21 protein-coding genes, 1 tRNA gene and 1 riboswitch are annotated in these 23,300 nt (G+C 33.4%); of the genes, 4 read left to right on the top strand and 18 right to left on the bottom strand.

Annotated features, from left to right (window positions below; all coding sequences use genetic code 11):
• Positions 1-11 precede the first annotated feature (11 nt).
• Positions 12-659, bottom strand: coding sequence for a hypothetical protein (locus tag BN2390_RS10400; protein ID WP_053984292.1), 648 nt, complete (start codon positions 657-659; stop codon positions 12-14).
• A gap of 282 nt (positions 660-941) precedes the next feature.
• Positions 942-2,345, bottom strand: coding sequence for a sulfatase family protein (locus tag BN2390_RS10405; protein ID WP_082238730.1), 1,404 nt, complete (start codon positions 2,343-2,345; stop codon positions 942-944).
• 126 nt (positions 2,346-2,471) lie between these two features.
• On the opposite strand from BN2390_RS10405, the gene BN2390_RS10410 reads away from it, so the two are divergent.
• Positions 2,472-3,338: an AraC family transcriptional regulator gene (locus tag BN2390_RS10410; protein ID WP_053984293.1), complete on the top strand. Its 867-nt coding sequence runs from the start codon at positions 2,472-2,474 to the stop codon at positions 3,336-3,338.
• Between the two features lie 11 nt (positions 3,339-3,349).
• Here BN2390_RS10410 and BN2390_RS10415 read toward each other — a convergent pair whose 3' ends face one another.
• The 6 genes from BN2390_RS10415 to BN2390_RS10440 all read right to left on the bottom strand — a co-directional run bounded on the left by BN2390_RS10415 (position 3,350) and on the right by BN2390_RS10440 (position 10,664).
• The gene (locus tag BN2390_RS10415) at positions 3,350-3,781 is read right to left on the bottom strand and encodes a GNAT family N-acetyltransferase (protein WP_053984294.1); all 432 of its coding nucleotides are present in this window, start codon (positions 3,779-3,781) and stop codon (positions 3,350-3,352) included.
• Positions 3,782-3,876: 95 nt separating this feature from the next.
• A complete protein-coding gene (locus BN2390_RS10420; protein WP_053984295.1) occupies positions 3,877-5,217 on the bottom strand; it encodes a CoA-disulfide reductase in 1,341 nt (446 codons plus the stop codon).
• 36 nt (positions 5,218-5,253) lie between these two features.
• The gene (locus BN2390_RS10425) at positions 5,254-6,666 is read right to left on the bottom strand and encodes a cation:dicarboxylate symporter family transporter (RefSeq protein ID WP_053984296.1); all 1,413 of its coding nucleotides are present in this window, start codon (positions 6,664-6,666) and stop codon (positions 5,254-5,256) included.
• Positions 6,667-6,735: 69 nt separating this feature from the next.
• Complete coding sequence (locus BN2390_RS10430) at positions 6,736-8,004, bottom strand: L-cysteine desulfidase family protein (protein WP_053984297.1); 1,269 nt, start codon at positions 8,002-8,004, stop codon at positions 6,736-6,738.
• A gap of 264 nt (positions 8,005-8,268) precedes the next feature.
• Positions 8,269-9,861 carry an ABC-F family ATP-binding cassette domain-containing protein gene (locus tag BN2390_RS10435; RefSeq protein WP_053984298.1) on the bottom strand — a complete coding sequence of 531 codons (1,593 nt, stop codon included), beginning with the start codon at positions 9,859-9,861 and terminating at the stop codon, positions 8,269-8,271.
• Between the two features lie 74 nt (positions 9,862-9,935).
• The gene (locus BN2390_RS10440) at positions 9,936-10,664 is read right to left on the bottom strand and encodes a class I SAM-dependent methyltransferase (RefSeq protein WP_053984299.1); all 729 of its coding nucleotides are present in this window, start codon (positions 10,662-10,664) and stop codon (positions 9,936-9,938) included.
• 188 nt (positions 10,665-10,852) lie between these two features.
• Between BN2390_RS10440 and BN2390_RS10445 the strand changes: the two genes are divergently transcribed.
• A complete protein-coding gene (locus BN2390_RS10445; protein WP_053984300.1) occupies positions 10,853-11,374 on the top strand; it encodes a QueT transporter family protein in 522 nt (173 codons plus the stop codon).
• A gap of 49 nt (positions 11,375-11,423) precedes the next feature.
• Here BN2390_RS10445 and BN2390_RS10450 read toward each other — a convergent pair whose 3' ends face one another.
• Entirely contained in the window at positions 11,424-12,275 is an 852-nt protein-coding gene (locus BN2390_RS10450; RefSeq protein ID WP_053984301.1) for a hemolysin family protein, read from the bottom strand.
• 53 nt (positions 12,276-12,328) lie between these two features.
• Positions 12,329-13,156, bottom strand: coding sequence for a Cof-type HAD-IIB family hydrolase (locus BN2390_RS10455; protein WP_053984302.1), 828 nt, complete (start codon positions 13,154-13,156; stop codon positions 12,329-12,331).
• Positions 13,157-13,276: 120 nt separating this feature from the next.
• On the opposite strand from BN2390_RS10455, the gene BN2390_RS10460 reads away from it, so the two are divergent.
• Positions 13,277-14,467: a cation diffusion facilitator family transporter gene (locus BN2390_RS10460; RefSeq protein WP_053984303.1), complete on the top strand. Its 1,191-nt coding sequence runs from the start codon at positions 13,277-13,279 to the stop codon at positions 14,465-14,467.
• On the opposite strand, the gene BN2390_RS10465 is transcribed toward BN2390_RS10460, so the two are convergent.
• The 3 genes from BN2390_RS10465 to BN2390_RS10475 form a co-directional block, all read right to left on the bottom strand.
• Positions 14,468-14,902 carry a protease inhibitor I42 family protein gene (locus tag BN2390_RS10465; RefSeq protein WP_053984304.1) on the bottom strand — a complete coding sequence of 145 codons (435 nt, stop codon included), beginning with the start codon at positions 14,900-14,902 and terminating at the stop codon, positions 14,468-14,470.
• 173 nt (positions 14,903-15,075) lie between these two features.
• On the bottom strand, positions 15,076-16,614 hold the full coding sequence (locus BN2390_RS10470; RefSeq protein WP_053984305.1) for an AbgT family transporter: 1,539 nt from the start codon (positions 16,612-16,614) through the stop codon (positions 15,076-15,078).
• Between the two features lie 432 nt (positions 16,615-17,046).
• Positions 17,047-17,679, bottom strand: coding sequence for a CBS domain-containing protein (locus tag BN2390_RS10475; RefSeq protein ID WP_053984306.1), 633 nt, complete (start codon positions 17,677-17,679; stop codon positions 17,047-17,049).
• Positions 17,680-17,840: 161 nt separating this feature from the next.
• Between BN2390_RS10475 and BN2390_RS10480 the strand changes: the two genes are divergently transcribed.
• A tRNA-Thr gene (locus BN2390_RS10480) sits at positions 17,841-17,913 on the top strand.
• A 592-nt stretch (positions 17,914-18,505) separates the two neighbouring features.
• A riboswitch (cyclic di-GMP riboswitch) is annotated at positions 18,506-18,596 on the bottom strand.
• Positions 18,597-18,675: 79 nt separating this feature from the next.
• On the opposite strand, the gene BN2390_RS10485 is transcribed toward BN2390_RS10480, so the two are convergent.
• From BN2390_RS10485 to pyk, 5 genes are all read right to left on the bottom strand, one after another.
• Positions 18,676-19,455, bottom strand: a complete 780-nt coding sequence (locus BN2390_RS10485) for an HAD family hydrolase (protein ID WP_053984307.1) — start codon at positions 19,453-19,455, stop codon at positions 18,676-18,678.
• A 24-nt stretch (positions 19,456-19,479) separates the two neighbouring features.
• Positions 19,480-20,172 (bottom strand): MgtC/SapB family protein, encoded by a 693-nt coding sequence (locus BN2390_RS10490; RefSeq protein ID WP_242847661.1) that lies wholly within the window; start codon positions 20,170-20,172, stop codon positions 19,480-19,482.
• Between the two features lie 73 nt (positions 20,173-20,245).
• Positions 20,246-20,926 (bottom strand): LrgB family protein, encoded by a 681-nt coding sequence (locus BN2390_RS10495; RefSeq protein ID WP_053984309.1) that lies wholly within the window; start codon positions 20,924-20,926, stop codon positions 20,246-20,248.
• Complete coding sequence (locus BN2390_RS10500) at positions 20,927-21,295, bottom strand: CidA/LrgA family protein (RefSeq protein WP_053984310.1); 369 nt, start codon at positions 21,293-21,295, stop codon at positions 20,927-20,929.
• 126 nt (positions 21,296-21,421) lie between these two features.
• Entirely contained in the window at positions 21,422-23,167 is a 1,746-nt protein-coding gene (gene pyk, locus BN2390_RS10505) for a pyruvate kinase (protein ID WP_053984311.1), read from the bottom strand.
• Positions 23,168-23,300: the final 133 nt, after the last annotated feature.

The following is a 23,300-nucleotide window of genomic DNA, read 5'->3' on the forward strand; positions in this document are numbered from 1 at the left end:
TTTTATAAATATTAAACTCTAATGATACTGCTATTTATATATTGTCCATAATGATTACTTAATTCATTATTTAAATAGGATAGATTATCATTGTATTCAAAATAAATCTTAATACCTTTATCAATGGCTTTGATATAGTCTGCTATAGCATTTGCTACTGCCTCTCCGTCATGCCTTCCTTCATCTTGACGTATAAGCTCTCTTGTCCATTTCCCCCCTTGGTCAATCTTCCATCCTGGGAGTTGTACTTGACTTTCATACATACTCCAAAGTTCGAAGAAATGAGAAAGATATCTTTGAAGCACATCACTTTGTGTTCTAGAAATAATCTTGAGTTCACCGATTCTTTTATTATTACTTCTATCTAAAGTTATGGCATAACGAATGGTTGGATTATATTTATATCTTAATACACTTCTAATACTCATCATGCAGTCAGCCGCTTGTGGCTGAATCTGAAAATGACTATATCCATCTAAAAGTTTTTCTACTTGATCAAACACGTTTTTCATTTGCATCTCTGGGGTAATGAGTGCAACTTTTTCTGCAAGTATTTGATTGATTAAATTTGAACGACTTGTATTTAGTCGATAAGCTAAGGCATCTACTGCCTCTACTACATCATCCATAAGAACAATACTGTAAACGCTCTTTTTCATCTCATCACCTCTTTTACACTCCTATTGTATGCTTTTTTATATTTCTTGTCAATGATATTATATAATTAATTACACGAATTATTGTTGTAAATTTTTCCTTATCTTTATACGAAATGGTATCATTCTTTTCTCTTTGATCAACCCATACATTATTATCCTCTCTTTCTTTCTCTTTATCCCCATTGTAATGATAAGATATTTAGTAATGTCTAAAAATATAAAGAGGAGGTATCCTTGGATACCTCCTCTTTATATTTTAATTCTTATCTTACTTATAGCACATTAATCTTCATAATCTTGGTATTGTGCTTTTAATGCATAAAGTTTTTCTTTCAGTTCTTCTACAACTGTTTGATAAGCTGGGTCATCATAAACATTGCGTAACTCTTCACTATCTGTTCTTAAATCAAAGAGCTCCCACTGTGGCCACTCTTTATCTTCTACTTCCTTTAAGCATACACCGTTAAAATCTCTTGCTTCTTTTAAATAGCAAATAAGCTTATAATCTAGCGTACGAATACCATAATGTGGTGATACGCCATGTTCACCTTCATATACCCAATAACGATAGTAGAGTGTATTACCCCAATCTTCTGGCACTTCCCCTTCTGCAATCGTTCTAAAACTACGCCCTTGCATATCTTCTGGTATTTCAATACCTGCATAGTCTAAGAAAGTCTCTGCAAAGTCTAGATTAGAAACGAGTTCATTAATAACCGTTCCTGGCTTAATTGCTCTTGGATAGCTCATTAAAAACGGCATACGTAATGATTCTTCTAACATATAACGTTTGTCGAACCATCCATGGTCACCTAAGAAGAATCCTTGGTCAGATGTATAAACAACTATAGTATCTTCAATTAAACCCTCTGCTTCAAGGAAATCAAGTAAACGACCAATATTATCATCTACAGATGCAATACATTTTAAGTAATCTTTCATATAACGTTGATACTTCCAATGTTTAAGTTCGGCATCTGTTAATCCTTCTGGAAATGGTTGTTTAAGATCAAATTCAGTAAGTTCTTCTATCTTCATTAGATTAAACTTAACAGCGTCACTACGTCCTTCATATGTATCATTAAAAGTATCTGGAACTGGAATCTCTACATCTTCGTACATATCTTTATGTTTTTCATCTGGTACCCAGTGACGATGAGGTGCCTTATGGTGACACATCATAAAGAATGGTTTCTCTTCATCTCTATTTTTAATCCAGTCTATTGTAAGGTCTGTTACAATATCTGTTGCATAGCCAATGTGTTGTTTAAGCTCTCCCATATCATATAATTTTGGATTGATATAATCCCCTTGCCCATGGAAAATATTCCAGTAATCAAAACCTGTTGGATCATAGTTGCCCCCATGGCCTAAATGCCATTTTCCAATAATACTTGTTTGATAGCCATGAGCTTTTAAGATTTTAGGTAAATTTTGTTGACGCCCATCAAATCCATCTTCCAATGTTTTTACACCATTTAAGTGGCTATGTTTACCGGATAAGATTACTGCACGACTTGGGGCGCAAATAGAATTTGTACAAAAACAATTATCAAATCGTGCCCCCATATCAGCTAATCTATCCATTTGTGGCGTTGTATTTACTTTACTTCCATAACAACTCATAGCATGAGCTGCATGGTCATCTGTCATAATAAAAAGGATATTTGGTTGTTTATTCTTCACGTTACTTCTCTCCTCCTATTGAATTTACATAGGATTACTATAACAAACTCTTAACTTTGTTTCTTTCTATTTTATACTGTGTTACAATATCATAAATAAATTACTTCAATTCGAGGAGCTGCACTTATGACTACTAGTACTTCATCTAAACGTACTGTTATTGATTATACAACTATAGATCCTTTCTTTAACTTTCAATTAGGTAAAGTATGCCACAATATGGCCAATACACCACTCGAAGAACATACCCACCCTAATGGGATTGAAATTACTTATTTCGTTCGTGGAGAACAAGTTTATACTATTGACCAAACAAGTTATACCATTAAAAGTGATGAAATGTTTATTACTTTTCCAAATGAACTGCATAGTTCAGGACAACACCCAAAAGATAAATCACTCTTTTATTATCTTATTATTGATAAAGATCTAATAAGTAAGTTACTCTTTGACCCATTAGAAAGCAAACACTTACTTGATAGCTTACTACAAATAGAAAATCGTGTTTTTAAAGTAAGTACTACACTTGCTAGCTTATTTGAAGAGCTGCTATCTTATAGTACAAGTTCATCTCCTTATATTAAAACACGTATTCATGCCCTTTTGAACCATATTCTCTTGACTATTGCCGAAACCAATCAAGCTCATATTTCCTATGAGGATACCTCTATGCCTGAGGTCCTTTCTTATATTGAGCAACATTTAGATGAAAACATTACATTAGAGCATCTTGCTCAAATTGCTAATCTCTCTGAAGGGCGTTTCAAAACTAAATTTAGGCAAGATATTGGCATGCCTCCACGAGAATATATTTTACGCGAAAAAATAAAGCGGGCTAAAGAACTTCTAGAAGATGATGTATTAAGTATCACAGATATTAGCTATATGCTCAGCTTCTCTTCTAGTCAATACTTCTCTACTGTTTTTAAACGTTTTACATCTATCTCGCCTTTAGAATATCGACTTAATTTACAAAACGCTCCTAATCTATAGGAGCGTTTTACTTATATTCTTTTAATAAAAGAACAACCTTTTACCTCATATCCTCTATCCTTATAAAACTGGCAAGTATCTTTTAATCCCTCATCTTCTACAACAATTCTATGTATGTTTCTCTTCCTCGCATAAGCTTCTACATCTTCTAGCAACTTATTACCCACTTCACTATTTTGATAACTTGATTTTACTGCAAGTGCATTGATTTTTATATATTCTTCATCAAACTCATATGACATTCCTTTATGGATACCTATAAATCCTATAACTTCTCTTTGATCTAGAGCTACCAATGTATGATAGTCTGGATGAACTTGAAAACGTCGGAGCCTCATAATAAGTTGTTGTGCATTTGATTCTTTATACCCAAACTCTCCTATCATCAAACTTGTTAACGTTACTGCATCTTTTACTTCATAAGGCCTAATGATTACATCCATCTTTCTTCCTCCTTGTAGTATGAAAAGAACCTTCTCTTATACCTATTATAAGAGAAGGTTCTTTAATTATCTATATATTTTAAAAATCGACAAATTTATTTTGCGGTATTTGAAGCAATAAGTGCCACATCCCACACACCACTAAATGGTGGTGAATAGCATAAATCCATAAATCCAAATTCATCTACAGTAAGACCTGAGTAGATCGCAATCGCATAATAGTTTGCACGTGGTACAACTACACCACTTCCAACTGTTTGAGCACCTAATATTTTTCTAGTCTCTGCATCGTATACTAACTTAATGCTTACTTTTTCTGTACCATAGTAAGAAGCATAGCTATTACCAGTAATAAAGTTTGTTTTATAATTAAGGCCAAGTCTTTTTGCTTCTACTTCTGAAATACCTACTTTTGCTGCATCTATATCAAATAATTTGATAGCTGAACTGCCAATAAGTTTAAATGGCTTTCTCTCTTTTCCACCTAATAAATCTGCTATAATACGCCCCTGTTTATTTGCATTAGTTCCCAGTGGTGCATAAAGAAAGGCTCCTGTAATAGCTGATTTCATGATACTACAGTCTCCTGCAGCATAGATATCTGCTACACTTGTCTCCATATCCTCATTTACAACAATTGCACCATTTGCTGCCTTTTCTACACATTCTATAAACGCAGTATGTGGTCTAATACCAGCACAATTAATAATCATATCCGCAGTTAATGTTAAGTGATCTGTACCATTTGTTACTACTACGCTTTCAATCACGTCATCTTTTGCACTTAAAGATTCTGCTTTATACCCTGTAAGTACTTGAACTTGATTACGTTCTAATTCTTCTGTTAGGGCTACTGTAATTTCTTCATCCATTGTACTTAAAACACGATCAGCAAGTTCTACTAGCACCACGTTCTTATTGTACTTTCTACATGCTTCAACAAGTTCAAGTCCAATAAATCCTGCTCCAACTACTACTATATCTTTAACATCTTCTTTTTGAAGTTGCTCTTTAACATGGGTGCCATCTGCCACATTACGAATCTCATAAAGATTAGAATATGGCTTATCAAATGGTACAAAGCGATTAACACCTGCTCCACTACCGATTACTAACTTATCATAAGAGTCTGTAAAAGTTTCACCTGTTGTTAAATCCTTTACAGTAACAACTTTTGCTTTTTCATCTACTGATAAGACTTCGTGATTAATCTTAACTGGAATACCACTTGCAACAAATTGTTCTGCTGTTCTAGCAATAAGATCTTCACCTTTTTTAATTTTATCTGAAATGTAAAAAGGAATACCACAAGCACCAAAAGATACTTCCTCTCCTTTTTCATAGACCACTAAATCCACTTGGTCGCCTAAGTTTCTTTTTAATTTAGTAGCTGTACTCATACCTGCAGCTACACCACCAATAATGATTACTTTCATTTCTAGCACCTCATTTCTAGCCAATATAATCTATTATTACTCTTCCATCATGCCTGACTTTGTCACGCCTGCTTTCATATCTTTAAAATGTTCCATATTCATTTGTCCAAGTGTACGATCTACAACAATCGCATTCACCATAGAACCTGTTACATTTAATAATGTTCTACCCATATCTACAATTGGGTCAATAGCAAGAACAGGGCTTACTACTGGGAATGATGATGCAAGTCCTACACCTGAAAGTGCAACTGAAGCAGCCATTGTAGCTGTCCCCGGAATACCTGCAATTCCAAGAGATCCTAATGCCACTACTATAATAGACATTGCAATAAATGTTACATCAATTGGCATACCATTTACATTTGCTACGAAAATAAGTAGTAATGCTGGGAATACCCCTGCACATCCTTGCATACCTGCTGTAGTACCAAATCCAGCTACAAAACTTGCTGTTCCATCATTAACACCTAACTTCTCTGTTAATGTTTCTATTGTAAGTGGTAAACAACCTACACTTGATCTAGAAGTAAATGCTAAAATCATAACAGGGAGTGCTTTTTTAATATAAATAATTGGATTGACACCAAAAATTGCAAGAGCAATAAGCTGAATTACAAACATAATTGCTACCGCCACATATAAAGCAACAATGAAAATACCTACTTCTAAAATACTTGTAAGACCTCTTTGTGCAATAGTATTAGCAAGTAATGCAATAACTGCATAAGGCATATATTTAATAATTGTCATTGCAACACTCATAATAATTTTATGAAGTGCATTGGTTAAATCAAAGAATGGTTTAACCGTATCATAGTACTTCTTAGACATTCTTTTTGCACCCATTCCAAAGAATACTGAGAAAATTACAAGTGCAATAATATTAACATCTACCATCGCCTTTACAGGGTTTGCTGGAAGTAAGCCTCTTAATGTATCTACTACATTATTGACCTCTTTAATCTCAGCACTTCCTCCGGCAATAGCCATACCACTACCTACATTGAATAACATACCTACCCCAAGTCCTACTATTACTGCAATAACAACCATTGTCATTGTTACAATAATAGAGTTCTTAGTCAATTGACCAATATTGGCACCTTCTTTCATATTAATAATAACATGAACGATAGATACCATTACTAATGGAATAACTAACATACGAATTAAATCAATAAAACCATTACCAATTAGGCTATACCACTTCGTTGTTTCAGCTACAAAGGTAATGTCCATAGGATTATCTGAAAATCCTGAAATAGCTTGGATAACAAGACCTAGAACTAATCCAAGGACCGTACCAACGATCATCCTCTTTGAGAAATTTACTTTTTTCTTTTGTAGCCTATTCATTACTACAAATAGTACCACAAGCAAACCAATACAAAGAAGTGTTTTGAAATCACTTAGCATCAAAAATTCTTTAAAAAATACACTATTCATGTTGTCTCTCCTTTAATGTCTTTATATTTTAAGTTAATTCTAAGTATATTATTAATATTTTACTCAGAATCAGCTCTCTAGCATAATATCTAGTATAACTTCATCTGTTTTTTGCATACCTTCACGAGCAAGGGTACCTACTGCAGCAATTGTTTTTTCAACATCATCTTTGACAAGACCTGTCCCTACCTCAAATACATTCCCCTCTAATGCCATTAAATGACCTAAAATCGCAGCATCTAAGCTTGTTGCAATCTTAGCTGCACATGAAGGTTTTGCTCCATCACATACCATACCTGATGCAATAGATAAAGCATTTGTCACTGTATCACTAATAACCTTTACATCTGCGCCTCTTTCTAAATAACTCATACCGCATGCAGCACCACATGCAGCACTTACTGCACCGCAATATGCTGAAAGTCTACCAATACCAGTCTTTTGATGAATACTCATAAGCAGTCCCATAGCAAGGGCACGATAACGTTCTTCCTCTGATGCATTTTTATATTTTGCATACTCAATGATAGGCAATGAACAAGTCATCCCTTGATTTCCACTTCCTACAACAGTTACTACAGGATATGGGCAACCTCCCATTCTTGCATCTGATCCAGCTGATCCCATTGCTTTTAATTTTAGATAAATATTTTCTTCTCCATAGTACTTAGCAATTGTTCTTGCTACTTCATTTCCATACTGTTTTTCTAATCCTGTCTTTGCAATTTCTGTATTATGGGCAAGTACCTGTTCAAACAAACATTTAAGTTCATTTACATCAATCTCTTTAACAAATTTGCAAATTCCTTCAACACTCATCATTGAACGGTCAACACTATAGCCTTTTAGTGTATCATCTTGTAAATTTTCTTCATAGATGACTTCATTGTTTTTAGTAATCTTACTAATATTATTATGTGTACGTTTAAGCTCTACTATAATGTGTTCTTTACCTTTTATGCACTCAACTATAATATGAAGTTTTTCAGATGTCTCTAATTTCTCTAATGTAATAATATTTTTTTCTAGAAGTGCTTTTGCCTCTTCTAATTGTTCCTTTGTTACTTCTTGAAGTATCTCAAGCTCTTTGTCGCTTCCCTTAACAACAAGTCCTAAAGCTACACATGCAAGAATACCTTTTAGACCATCACCATTAGGAATCTCTACACTTTTAGCATTCTTTATAAAATTACCACTACATTTAATAATAACTTTTTCAGGATATGCTCCTAATACTTCACTTGCTTTTGCAGCAGCATATACCACAGCAATAGGTTCTGTACATCCAATAGCTACAACTAGCTCTTCTTTTAAAATTTCTAAGTACTCTCTCTTCATATTCTTTCTCCTCGTGCCCTTTTCTAGTTTTAAATTTATAAGCATTGACAGCAATTTAAAAGTGATTATTAACCTTAATTGATTTTTATTATTACTTATAAATTGTATACTTTAAATACACATTATGTCAATACGTTTTCTATGTATAGTATAGTCATGCTCCATAACTCATTTTTAATACTTTTATTTTATCTTACCATATGACAAAGTACAAAAAAACAGTCTATTTTTCTAGATTAAAAGAGAAATAGACTGTCTAAAAAATTATTTATTTTTTTGCTCTAGATATTCATCGTATGTCATCATACGATCAATTACACCATCTTCTTTAATTTCAATAATACGATTTGAAATTGTTTGAATGAATTGGTGGTCATGTGATGTAAAGAGAATGTTTCCTTTAAAGTTGATTAGACCATTGTTAAGAGCTGTAATAGACTCAAGGTCTAAGTGGTTAGTTGGTTGATCAAGAAGAAGAACGTTAGAACCTGCTAACATCATACGTGAAAGCATACAACGTACTTTTTCTCCCCCTGATAATACTTTTGCTGATTTAAGAGCATCTTCACCAGCAAAGAGCATACGACCTAAGAAACCACGAAGGTAACTTTCTGTTTTTTCATTTTCAGAGTATTGACGTAACCAGTTAATAAGATCTAAATCACAATCATTGAAGTATTCACTATTGTCTTTAGGGAAGTAAGATGTAGATGTTGTAACACCCCATTTAACAGTTCCTGAATCTGGTTCCATTTCCCCAGCAAGGATTTTGAAAAGTGTTGTTACAGCAATTTCATTTTCCCCTAAAATAGCAATTTTATCTTCTTTATTTACACGGAATGTAACATTTTCTAATACTTTTTCACCATCAATTGTTTTTGATAAGTTTTCTACGTAAAGAATTTCGTTACCAACTTCACGATCTTGGTTAAATGCTACGAATGGATAACGTCTTGAAGATGCTGGCATCTCATCAATTGAAATCTTATCAAGCATTTTTCTACGTGATGTTGCTTGTTTAGATTTAGATTTATTAGCAGAGAAACGAGTGATGAAGTTTTGAAGTTCTTTAATCTTATCTTCGTTTTTCTTATTTTGAGCTTTCATAAGGGCTTGAACCATTTGACTTGATTCATACCAGAAGTCATAGTTACCTACGTACATTTTAATTTTACCATAGTCAATATCTACTGTATGTGTACATACTGTATTTAAGAAGTGACGGTCATGAGATACTACAATAACTGTACCTGGGAAGTCTAAAAGGAAGTCTTCTAACCAGTTTACAGAGTCGATATCTAAATGGTTAGTAGGCTCATCGAGTAAAAGAATTCCTGGCTCACCAAATAATGCTTGAGCAAGTAATACTTTAACTTTATCTCCACCTTGAAGATCTTTCATAAGGCTGTAATGAAGGTCAATGCCAACACCTAACCCTTGAAGAAGTTGTGATGCTTCTGATTCAGCTTCCCAACCATTCATTTCTGCAAATTCACCTTCTAATTCAGATGCTTTAACACCATCTTCATCTGTAAAGTCTTCTTTTGCATAAAGTGCATCTTTTTCTTGCATGATTTCATAGAGTCTTGCGTTCCCTCTAATAACTGTCTCAAGTACAGGACATTCATCATATTGGTAATGATCTTGTTTTAATACAGACATTCTTATATTAGAAGGAATACTAATTTCACCTGTTGAACTATCAATCTCACCTGATAGAATCTTTAAGAATGTAGATTTACCAGCACCGTTAGCACCGATTACTCCATAACAGTTACCTGGAGTGAATTTTAAGTTTACATCTTTGAAAAGCTTGGTACCACCGTACTGTAAGCTTACATCTGTTACTGTAATCATTGTATTCTCCTTTTTTCGTTTATTATCGCAATGCTCATTATAGCATATTCTCTAGCAAATAGTAAACTTTCTTATCATTTACTCATTACGAATATACAATGATAGCTTGCATCAGCGTCAAAAGGTACACCTTCAAAATCACCATAACATTCTATATTCTTATATCCTACTTCAACTAACATTGCCTCTAATTCATCTTTTAAAAGGGGTATGAGCATGGTTGTATGCTCTTCTACCTTATCTTTTAGATGGAATTTGGTATCAAAAGCTACTTGTGTTTGATCTTCATTCATGCGATAGCTTCTAAAAAATTGCATTCCTATTTCTTCATTTGTAATAGGAGGAAGTTCTGTTACATTATGACGCATGACGCGATCATAGTTTACGATCTGTACGACAAATTTCCCATCTGCTTTAAGAATGGTATTTAGATCTTTTAAAAAGCCTTTAATCTTTTCTTTTGTTTCTAAATGCACAATAGAATTGCCGATGCAGTATGCTCCGTCAAAATGCCCTTCTATACAATCTTTAATATTTTCCATACTACAATGAATTAATGCAAGTTCTGCCTCTTCTATATCTGCTTTTGCTTTTGCACTCTCGATCATACCAGCGTCTGCATCTAATGCTGTCATTAGGTACCCTAACTTGGCTAAAGCTAAAGCATAGCTTCCTGTACCACAAGCTATATCTAGTAGCTGTTTAGGTGCTTGTCCTAAAGTTTTTTGTAAAAATGTAATTTGTGTGCCATAAGCGGGAAAAATATAATCATAACATGATGCGATTGAACTATAAAATGACATACTAACTCTCCTCTTTCACCAAAATAATATTGTTATCCTTATTTCTATTTTACCCTTAAAATAAAAATTTAATAGTCATATGAATTGCTTTTTTGTTTTAAACCTCGTATACTTATTAACGGCGTTTATGCTAAGACAGTTCGAAAACCTCCTGTCTTAAAATAAAACTAGGTAAAGGAGAATAAAAAATGCAAAAAAACTTTTCAACAAAAAGACTGGTGACAGTCGCTCTCGTTGCTGCACTCTACGCAGTACTAACAGTGGCACTTGCTCCTATTAGTTACGGTAATCTACAGTTTCGAGTTTCTGAACTTATGGTTCTGCTTGCTTTCTTTGACCCATTTTACATAGGTGGCCTTACACTGGGTTGTTTCATCGCTAACCTCTTGGGACCAAATGGTATTATGGATATTATCTTTGGAACACTTGCTACGTTTATAAGTGTTACAGCGATTAGCCTAACAGCTAGGTATAGTAAAGGAAGTAAGATAGGCCTTTGTATCGCTTCTATATGGCCAACACTTTTCAATGGTCTTATCATTGGCTGGATGCTTAACTATCTCTTTAAGCTTCCTTTAATACTTACCATGTTAGAAGTAGGTTTCGGTGAATTTGTTGTTGTTTCAATAGTAGGTGTTCCTCTTTTTGTATTTATTATGCAAAAGTATCCACATCTATTATCTATGCATAAAAAAACACTTGCCAAATAGGCAAGTTTATTTTTCAAGAGGCGTATCCCATACGCCTCTTTTTTATGGTCTATATGGCTAATTGATTAGCTAAATAGATTTTTAATTGTTCTACACGGTTAGATTTTACTTTTGCTACTTCAAAGGTAATATTTTTATAAGTAACTGAGATACTTTGCTTTGGAATCCATCCTATTAAATGCACAACAAATCCACCTATTGTATCAAAGTGTTCACATTCAATTTCTAACCCTAACTTCTTGTTGACATCTTCAATATGAGCGAGTCCATCTACCAAATAGGTATGCTCATCTATTTTAGCAATCTCTTCATGAGTTTGATGCTCATCTAATAGGTCACCTACAATCTGACTTACAATATCTTCGATTGTAATAATCCCTTGAAAATCTCCATACTCATCTAGAATCATTGCCATATTATTTTTTGTTGATTGAAGCTCTTTAAATAAAGTATCAATACTTTTTGTTTCAGGAACATAATATGCAGGTCGTACTAAACTTTCTATATCAACCTTTTCTATTCCACATTTTAGGGCTGCTTCATAAAGTTCCTTAGCATGTAATATACCTATTACATTGTGAGGTTCTTCTTTATATACCGGAATACGCGAAAAGTGCTTATCCATAACTTGATTTAAAATGGTTACATTATCCTTTTTCAAATCAATACTATATACGGTTGCCCTCGGCGTCATAATTTCTATAGCTGTTTTATCATCAAATGAAAATACGCTATATAACATTTCTTTTGCTGTTGCATCGATAACACCTTTTTCATTTCCTTCATCAATAAGTGTTTTGATGTCCTCTTCAGAAATTTGTTTTTTGAGCCTTCCTCCCTTAGAACTTGTTAATGATCTAACCCATTTAAAAATATGCCCAGGCCTCGGCTGGTCATCCACAGTGATTCCCCCTTTAATTTAAATAATAGTATACTCTATACATATGCATTACTTTAATATTTTTGCCAATTTCCTTCAATAAATCTAGCAACACCTGATTCATTATGATGGCCGATAATAGCTGTGCTTAGCTCTTTTATCTTCTCAACTGCATTTTCTACTGCATAACCATAGTCTGCAAGTTCAAACATCTCAATATCATTATAATTATCACCGAAGCAAACAATTTCTTCATATCCATAATCACGTTTGAGCGTTTTAATTGCATTGGCTTTTGAAACAAGATGGCTATAGACCTCTAGATAGTAAACACCTTTTTCATAGATATCTTCATAATATACCTGACTGAGTCCATCATAGTCTTTTAGTGCTTCATAGATTGTATGAATTTTTTCTTGATCACCCATCATAACAAAGTATAACACTTTTTCCTTATGTGCAACTGTTTCATGCTTAAATATTTTTTGTGGCTTATTTTGTCTCTCATCATAGAACCTTTGTTCAACTGGATGATTGAAGTCTCCATGGTAAGCAATAAGCTGATTATCTTCTATACAATATACAAATGCTGATTGCTGATTTTCTTTTAATACATTTTCAATCACATTAGCCATTTCTGTACCTAAGTAGTTGACTTCTTCGTAGGTTCCTTTATTTATATTATATATAGCCGCACCATTCATAACTACCACTGGTGCACTAAGACTAAGACCTTCTAATAATGTGACAACTGTAGCAGGTGTACGTGCTGTTGCAACGCTAAATTGTAATCCTTCTTCTACTGCTTTATTAATGACTTCTTTTGTATAAGAAGTTATTTGTTTGTCTCTATTTAAAAGTGTTCCATCTAAATCTGAAATCCATAATGTTTTTGCTTGCATAATGCCTCCTCAAATGTTGTCTTACTTCATTATAACAGATTTCATCCATATAATGACTGGTATTTGCATACAATAATGATACATGTTAAACTGTTACCATTATATATGTGGGAGGCCTATATGACAACTTTTCTTATACGATTATTTGTAAAAAATCCTGAAGATATTAAAAATCCCTTTGTACGCGAAAGATATGGTCTATTAGGGAGCTGGGTTGGTATCTGCTGTAACCTTGTCCTCTTTTTAAGCAAATTGCTTATCGGGCTTATTTCTGCCAGTGTTTCCATTATGGCTGATGCGGTTAACAACTTATCAGATGCAGCTTCATCCATTGTAACCCTTGTAGGTTTCAAAATTTCTGCCAAACCAGCTGACGAAGACCACCCTTTTGGACATGCAAGAGTGGAATATATAGCTGGACTTGTTGTCTCCTTTATTATTATCTTTTTAGGTATTCAACTTGGTTTATCTTCAATCAACAAAATCTTCACACCAGAACCTATGAGTGTATCTCTTGTAACGATTATTGTTCTTATTCTTTCTATATTAATGAAGCTATGGATGAGTTTTTTTAACCGCCACCTTGGTAATCGAATTAATTCATCTACATTAAAAGCTACTGCTACCGATAGTCTCAACGATGTTATTGCCACAAGTGGTGTCTTAATTTCTGTAATTATTTACTTCTTTACCTCATGGAATCTAGATGGCTATATCGGCGTTGTTGTGGCAGGTTTCATCATTTATTCCGGTATCAATGTCATTCGTGAAACAGTAAGCCCTCTCTTAGGAGAAGCACCTACTTTAGAACTTGTAGATGAAATTCAAAACAAGCTTTTAAGCTATGAAGGTGTACTTGGCATTCACGATCTTATGGTTCATAACTATGGTCCAAATCGTTGTTTTGCTTCTGTTCATGCAGAAGTTTCTGCTACAGAAAACATTCTTGTAAGCCATGATCTCATCGATACCATTGAACGCGACTTTGCACTTGAACTTGGTATTCATTTAGTTATTCACTTAGATCCAATCATTCAAGACGATGAACTTACAAATACACTTCATTCATTAGTCATTAATTGTATTCACGAGATTGATCCTCTACTATCTATTCATGATTTTAGAGCTGTCCAAGGTGTGACACATACTAATCTTATCTTTGATATAGCAGTTCCTCATAACTTTGTTTCATCTGATAAAGAACTTGCTTATTTAGTCAATCAAGCTGTTAAAAACTATGATGAGAGCTTCCACTGTGTAATTACCGTTGATCGAAGCTATCTCTCTACTACAATAAACACCACAAAGTAATTACTTTGTGGTGTTTTGTTTTTTATCTGGATAAGAGCCACAAGCACAAGGTAAGACTTCTACCTCAAAAAGGATACGTTTCCTTATGCGAGACATACGTTTTTTATCAACATAGTCTGCCATAATCTTATATCTACCTGCACGAGTAGCTTGAATAAGCCATACATGTTTATTATGATCATTAACTACCTCTTCGGTTATCTTCATACCTTGAGGTATATTCAATTGCCATTTAAATCTTCCATCTACCTGCTCGTCTAGTTCAATTTTCATATTCTGTCCTACTGTCGCCTGATTATATCCAGGTAGAAGTTGATATTTCACTTCTTCAATTTTATCTCCTGTATGCCTGAAGAGTCCAGTTTGCTCCTCTGATTGATTAAGAATAGAAAGTAGTGTCCATGCCACAATTGCTGTCTGTACTTGAGTATTCATTATCAGTAACCTCCTAGCTAGACATAAAACATATTACCACTAATATCCTATTCTTATTTTACATATTATGTGCCTTTTCCCTAAAATATTTTAATCATCCCAAATTAAGGACACTTATAAAAATAGAGGCGCTACACCCTCATGTGTTAGCGCCTCTATTTTTATATCTTTTATTAGAATCCTAATGGAATACCAAAAGTGAAGAATCCAATTAGTAATGTTGACCATACAATTAAGAATGCAATTGAGTATGGTAACATAAGTGCAATCATATCTCCAATTGTGTATTCTGGTTTGTATTTTTTCATGAATACGAGTACAACACCTGCATAAGACATAAGTGGTGTAATAATGTTTGTAGATGAGTCAGCTACACGGAATGCCGCTGCTACAACATCTGGTGTCATTCCTGAATGTACTTGGAATAACATTGGTACGAAGATTGGACCAAGAAGCATCCATTTTGATGTTAAACCACCTACAAAGAGGTTGATAAGTGCTGTTACAAGGATAAATCCAATAATAAGTAAAACTGGTGAGTTATCAAGTCCCATTGATTGAAGACCTTTTGCTCCAAGGAATGTAATATATGTTCCCAGATTAGAGTTACTTAAAAGCGCTAAGAAGTTATATGAGAAGAATGTTAAAACAAGTACATAACCCATGTTACCCATTTGTTTTGCCATTGCTTTGATAATATCTTGAGCTGACTTAAACATACCTACTTTGATACCAAAGAATACACCTGGTACAAAGAACATAAATGTAATCATTAAAATAATGTTATCTAAAAATGGTGTTACTTTTGCACCTTCTTCATTAATGTATGTAGCTAAAGGACCAAACCCTAACATTGCTACAATAGCACCTGCTACTAATAAACCAAGACCTGCCCATTTTAAACCTTTATTTTCTTCTGGTTTAACAGTGAAGTCACTTAAATCAATATCTTCTGGAACAACATAATCTTGTTTTTCAAGTTTAGGTTTAATAAATTTGATAGTTACAAATGCCCCTACAATTGAAAGAACAAATGTTGAAGCTACTACAAAGAAGTAATGCATTGTTGGTGCATTTAATGCTTGCCCTGCTGCATTTACAAATGGCACCCCTTGGCTCTCTGCAAAGAGCTGAGCATTTTTACCAATGATAACGTCAATTGATGTTGCTGGAATAAGGTTAGCACTAAATCCAGCTGAAACCCCAGCAAATGCTGCTGCCATACCGATAAGTGGGTTTTTCTTAAGACCTGCATATAAAAGACCTGCAAGTGGAATAAGGATAATGTAACCTGCATCTGAAGCAATACTACTCATAATCCCTAAAAATACTAATACAAATGGTAAATATTTATCTGATACTTTAAGTCCTACTTTTTTAATAAGTGCTGTAAGAAGACCTGATTCTTCTGCAATCCCTACACCAAGCATAATGATAAGGATTGTACCAAGTACCCCTCCACCATAACCTAACCAGTTTTTAAGTAGAGCATTGTCAAAGATCCATCTAATATTTTCTGATGTAAACATGTTCTTAATCTCATTTACAACAGTACCCCCATCAGCTCCCATAGTTTCGAATGTTTTACCACCTAATACAAGTGTTAAAAGCATTACTACTACATAAAGCCCAATAAAGATAATAACTGGATCAGGAATTTTCTTACCTATCTTTTCTATGAAAGATGTACGTGTTTTCTTTTCTGCCTTCATCTCTAATCCCTCCTGTTTACTAAGCTGTCTATTTTTCGTTTGTCGTTAACCTTATGTTAACTTATTTATGTAACCATAATAGCATCTGTTTTGCAAGTTGTAAACCCCTTTTGTGCATTTTCTTATTTAAAGCATATTTTACACACATCTATTTTAGATCATTTTTTTCTCTCTTTTAATCTTTCATTTTTCTCATTCTTTATTCACTTTATCCCACTAAAGTCCTTTATAATTCAAGCTTTCATAGAGTTTATCTTTAATATAATTATGTATTTTCTTCTATAAACATAAAAAAAGAAGTAGCCTATTAAGGATACTTCTTTTTGGTAAAGATTTGTTTTTTCATCTTATGTCTATTAATTTTGCAAGTCATCATAACTCAAATTGCAATTTATCATTCCTATTTCTGAATTTTTAAAATTTAACTTCCTTTTATTCATTACATTCGTCTACTCTTCTTACGGTAAACCCACCTTCATTAAGTGCTTGAATAAGTGCCTTAACATTTTTAACATCTACACGTAGTATAATCTCTCTTAAATTCATCACTTCAATATCAATTTCTGCAATACTTATAATATTAACCCCTTGCTTTGTAATGATTTCAGTAAGAGTTGCTAGTCTTCCCTTTACATCTCTTGTAGTGACTTCAATTCTTGTATGCCCTACACCTAATATTTTATTAAAGGTCTTGAAAATAGCTTTATGGGTAACAATTCCTATAAACTCACCTTTCTCATTTTCAACAGGAACAAATTGTAGATTATGTTCTGCAAGTACTTGTCCTGGTACTTCAACTAAATCTCTCTCTTTTACTGCAGCAATTTTTGTTTTCATAAGTTCTACTATAGGGCGCTTTAAAAAGATTTCTTTCTCTTCACTACCATTAAAGTATTCTTCAAATATATATTTTTTAGAGATAACACCTACAAATTTTTTACCTGTTACTACTGGCAAAGATAAAAGGTGGTTTGTATCAATAAGTGCAATTGTGTCAGCAATAGTTGTTTGTACATCTACAACAGTAAGCTTTTCCACAGGAATCATGATATTTTTAACTAGCATAATTATTCCTCCTTAATTATGTAATATTTTAATTATATCACATTATATAATTATTTTCAGCGGACTTTATATATAGTGCATTATATTCTTTACATTAAATATAATTATTGTAAAATTTGACTACTACACCTTAAACTGTTATAATATCTTTATCTTCATTTGCTGGAGTAGCTCAGTAGGTAGAGCACATCACTCGTAATGATGAGGTCGTGAGTTCGATCCTCATCTCCAGCTTTACAAAAAGGTACACATCATCTTTGATGTGTACCTTTTCTTTTTACCTATATCCAATCTAAACGTAAACAGGGTTGATACACTACGTCATTAGTGCCCAACCCTGTTCTCTCATTTATTCTATTTACTTTCTACCCGTTTTTGATATTTATATCTATATAAGATATTATAGATATTCTATATTTATTAAAGAGTCTTTCTAATATTTTTCGTTTAAATCTGTATATTTGCTTATTTTTAAAAAAGCTTTTTGATATTTGCTATATTATCTTTTCCGTTAATCTTATTTATATATTTCGTCTACATATTTCTATATTTTATTTTGGGAGAGGATATTTCATATATTTTGATATTTACTGAATTAGGATTTTAAACATAAATTGGGAGAGGGACGTTTAAATCCTAATCTTTAGTTCGTACATCTATATTTTTGCATACTTTTAAAATATGTTGGGGGTAATAAGGACTCTTTAAAATAGAATTTGAGTAAATTTGTACGATCCTCCTTCTTTGCAAATTTACATAACCGATTAGGTTAAAACGGGCTTTGTTCGCACAAAAAAAACACCTGTTATAACTAACTGTTATCTGCTTCGGTAACTGGCTACCATCTCTACTAAATGTAGAATTAAGGCCCTGTAGTTTTGCGTCATTACCTTTCGGTAATTTTGCCTTTATCGGTCATGTGGTGCTTAACATCTTATATATCGACTTATTTTTAAAACACTTTATAGCTTTTTAGAAAAAAAATTAAATTTTTTTCTAGTTTTTTTCTAAAAGATGTCGAATACAGTCTTCTACTGAATCAACAGTATATTTTACATAGGATTTTAGATCTTCTTCTGCATGATTAAATGTAAAAGACGATGGATAACTTTCAAACATACTTAGATCATTCCATGAATCACCAATTACATAAATATGTTCTTCACTGCTTTCAAGTTTATCCATAAGTTTAGCAATGCCTGAAGCTTTCGAACACCCCTTAGGCACTATATCAATAAAAGTTTGATTACGATAAGCTATAATATCATTTCTATATCTAGTATTTAACTGATTCTTAATCTTTTCTACTTCATCCACTGTCGCACCAAGGGCAATTAATGAAATAAGCTTAATCTCACCACTTTTTTCATTCATTTCTTCTTTTGATACTTTTTGTACTTCTAATGCCATCTGGTCAATAAAATCCGGATAACGATCCATATACGTACTGTATCCATCTACATAAGCCATATAAAAGCCATCTTTCTGGTCATAAGCATCATAAATCTCTTTAGCTATACTTTGTTTTATATTTTTTTCATAATAAGATTCTAAATGACTATCTAAAATGAATGCTCCATTACATAGTACAAGACCATCTATATCTAAGTCATATTGTTCAAATACCTGTTTGGTATTAGCAAAGTCTCTTCCTGTACATAAAATAAAAGAATGTCCCGCTTCCTTTAAAAGCTTTATAGCATCAAGTGTCGTTGTAGCAATTTCTCCATTAATTAATAATGTTCCATCTATATCTGAAGCCAAAGTTCTCTTCATTCTATTCCTCCATATTTTTATCATCTAAAGTTCCTCTATATGCCTTACACCTTCGGCACTACTTAACAAACTCAAAAATTTTGCATGTTCTATTTTGGCAGGTGCTTTAATCGTTAGTAATGTAATAACTTGAGTATCAGTTTTAATCTTAGGTTTGATAATATCTATTTCAGCCACTTGTAAGTGATTTGCCTTAGCAAAATCAAAAAAATCACTTACACTGCTCATATTCGTAAATTCCACATATACGTTAATAACCTTAGATTTTGCAGCTACCTTATGGGTAACACTGTGCAAGGCTGTCATTGCTATGAAAATATAGATATAGGCAATAATAGCTCCACTATAAAATCCTATTCCTATAGCAAGCCCTACACATGCTGATGCCCATAAGGCTGCTGCTGTTGTAAGTCCCTTCACTTGATTTCTTCCTGTTACAATAATTGTACCTGCTCCTAGGAATCCTATACCACTTATTACTTGTGCACCCATTCTAACAGGATCCCCACTAAGACCCCATTTTTCAAATACATATTGATTAGTAATCATTGTTAAGGCTGCACCCATACATACAAGCATATAGGTTCTAAAACCAGCCGGCCTTTTCTTTTTAACTCTTTCTAGTCCTAATAATCCACCAAAAAGTAGAGCCATTCCTAGCCTTACACTAATCGATAAAATATTAATTTCGGATAAAGCATGTTGTAATGTTTCCATATCCATTTCCTCAATAATATCATTTTGTCTAATATCTCCTAGTATAAGCCTTTTTCAATTTTTAATGCCCTTCTTATAAAAATAAGGAAAATAGAACTGTAAAAATACCTGTCATTCCTATCGCAAGTCCTGACATAGCACCTTCAAGCTCTCCGATTTGAATAGCCTTACTTGTTCCCATGGCATGACTTGATGCCCCTATAGCCAAACCAGCAGCCACTGAATGCTTTTCTAACTTAAGGACCTTGATCATACTAGGCGCTACCACTGCCCCTAATATACCTGTTATAACAACTGCCCCTATTGTAATCCCCGCTATACCTCCTTGCTTACTTGCAACTTCTATAGCAATAGGTGTTGTAACGGACTTAGGAATAAGTGATGCAGTAATCGTATCACTTATTCCAAAAAGCTTACATAACAAAATAACACTTGTAATAGAAGTTAATGCGCCTACAGCTGTAGAAATAAGGATGGGCAAAATATTAGTCTTTAATGTTTCTAAATGCTCATACATTGGAATAGCTAATGCTACTGTTGCAGGTCCTAAGAATAAATTAATCAAGTCTCCTCCTTTATTAAATGCTTCTAGAGGTATATGACAAGTTTGTATCACTATGATTACAATTCCTATAGCAATAAGTAGTGGGTTGAGTACAGCTACTCCTGTTGTTTTATGTACTTTAAGACCAATCTGATAAGCTACTAAACATAATACAATCCCCATAAAAGGTGATGCCATCATTGCTTCCATCTATCTATTCCTCATTCTTTCTTGTAGTTTAGTAATACCTTTAGCTGTAAAAGCTGTTACTGTAAACGTTATAAACGTAGTCAAAATACAGATTGCTAATATGGGTAGTAAGTCTCCTTTTACTGTTTCAATACTCTCTATAATTGATACACCTGCCGGTATAAAGAAAAATGCCATATTACCTAATAAAAATTTACCTAACGTTTGAATCTGCCTAAGCTTTATCCATTTTAGAAGTAGTAAAATAAACAGGGCTAACATCCCAATTATATTACCTGGTATGGAAATTGGTAATAATGACGCAATACCTTCCCCTCCTAAATAAATTCCAAAAATCACTGCTAGCTGAATAAACATATGTGCATCCATAAAAATCTCCTTCACTACAGTTAATTATATTGCAGTTCTATTATCTGCCTTCAGTCTTATAATTTCAAGTGTAATTAAGAGCAAAATAAAAAAAGGAACTCAAAAAGAGTTCCTTTTTAAAACTTATTAAGACATGTAAGATACTACACCACGTGCACTATCCATACAAATTGTTGTTCCATTTTTTAAGATTGTAGTTGCATTTGTTGCACCTACGATTACAGGAATATCCAAAGCCATTCCAACGATTGCTGCATGTGAATTAACACCTGATTGCTCAGTAATAATACCAGCAGCTTTTTTAATAAGTGGGAAAAGTTCATTTGAAGTTTGTGGAACAACTAAGATGTCACCATCGTTAAAGTTGTTTTTTACATCTTCAATGCTGTTACAAATACATACATTACCACTTACACTCTTTTCGTTAAGACCAGTTCCAGATACTAAAATCTTTCCCACTACATCAACTTTCATGATGTTTGTAGTACCAGATACTCCAAGAGGCATACCTCCTGTAAGTACTACTAAATCACCTTTTGATACAATACCTGTTTGTTCTGCAGCTTCAATAGCTGTTTCGAATAAATCAGTTGTGTTATCTTTTTCATCCATGAGTACTGGAATAACGCCCCATGTCATAGCAAGTTGGTAGTAAGTTTCTTTAGATGTTGTACATCCAATAATTGGACATGTTGGACGGTATTTAGAAATCATACGAGCTGTACGTCCTGATTTTGTAACAGTAACGATTGCTTTTGCTCCTAAATCATGTGCAGCTGCACATGTTGAATGAGAGATCGCATGAGTTACATTTTGTACTTCATCATCTTTTCTATTTTTGAAACGATTTACATAATCGATATCTCTTTCTGTTTGAAGTGCAATACGAACCATGATTTTTAAGGCTTCTACTGGGTAAAGACCTGCTGCTGTTTCACCTGAAAGCATGATTGCACTTGTCCCATCATAAATTGCATTTGCAACGTCATTAGTTTCTGCACGTGTTGGTCTAGGATTTTTCATCATAGAGTCAAGCATTTGTGTTGCAGTAATAACTTGTTTACCTGCTGTGTAAACTTTTTTGATGATCATTTTTTGAAGAGCTGGTACTTCTTCAAGAGGAATTTCTACACCCATGTCACCACGAGCAACCATTACACCGTCAACTACACGAATGATTTCATCAATGTTGTTAACACCTTCACGGTTTTCGATTTTAGCAATGATTTTAATATCGTTCGCATTACATTCTTTAAGAATTTTACGGATTTCTAAAATATCATCTGCTGTTCTTGTGAAAGAAGCTGCAATGTAATCAAAGCCTGTTTTAGCACCGAACATAATATCTTCTCTATCTTTTTTACTAATGAATGGCATTGAAAGGCTAGCTTCTGGTAAGTTAACCCCTTTATTATTTGAAAGTGCACCATCATTAATAACTTTACAGATAATGTCTGTATTATCTTTAATATCGATAACATTTAATTCAATAAGACCATCATCTAAAAGAATAGCTGAACCTACGTGAACATCGTTTGGTAAGTTTTTGTATGTTACGCTTACGATCTCTTGTGTTCCTTCAAGATCTCTTGTTGTAAGTGTGAATGTATCGCCTTTTTTAAGCATAATTTTTGAGTCTTTAAATTTACAAACACGGATTTCTGGACCTTTTGTATCTAACATTGTTGCGATAGGAAGTCCTAGTTGTTCTCTAAGTCTTACAACTGTGTCGAATTTTTGTTTGTGACCTTCATAATCCCCATGTGAAAAGTTAAAACGTGTGATGTCCATACCTGCAAGCATTAACTCACGTAATACTTTTTCGTCATCAGTTGAAGGACCAAGTGTACATATGATTTTTGTTTTTCTCATGTTTTTCACTCCATTACTCTAGCTGTCTAATCTATTTTGTTTCTCTTACATCATACTGTATATAGGCCCCTATATTCAAGTATGAATGTCGGGATTTATTAATTTTGTAGATATTTATATAGTATGCCTAATT

Origin of the sequence: Niameybacter massiliensis, assembly GCF_001282685.1 — a bacterium.
GTDB classification, from domain to species: Bacteria; Bacillota; Clostridia; order Lachnospirales; family Cellulosilyticaceae; genus Holtiella; species Holtiella tumoricola.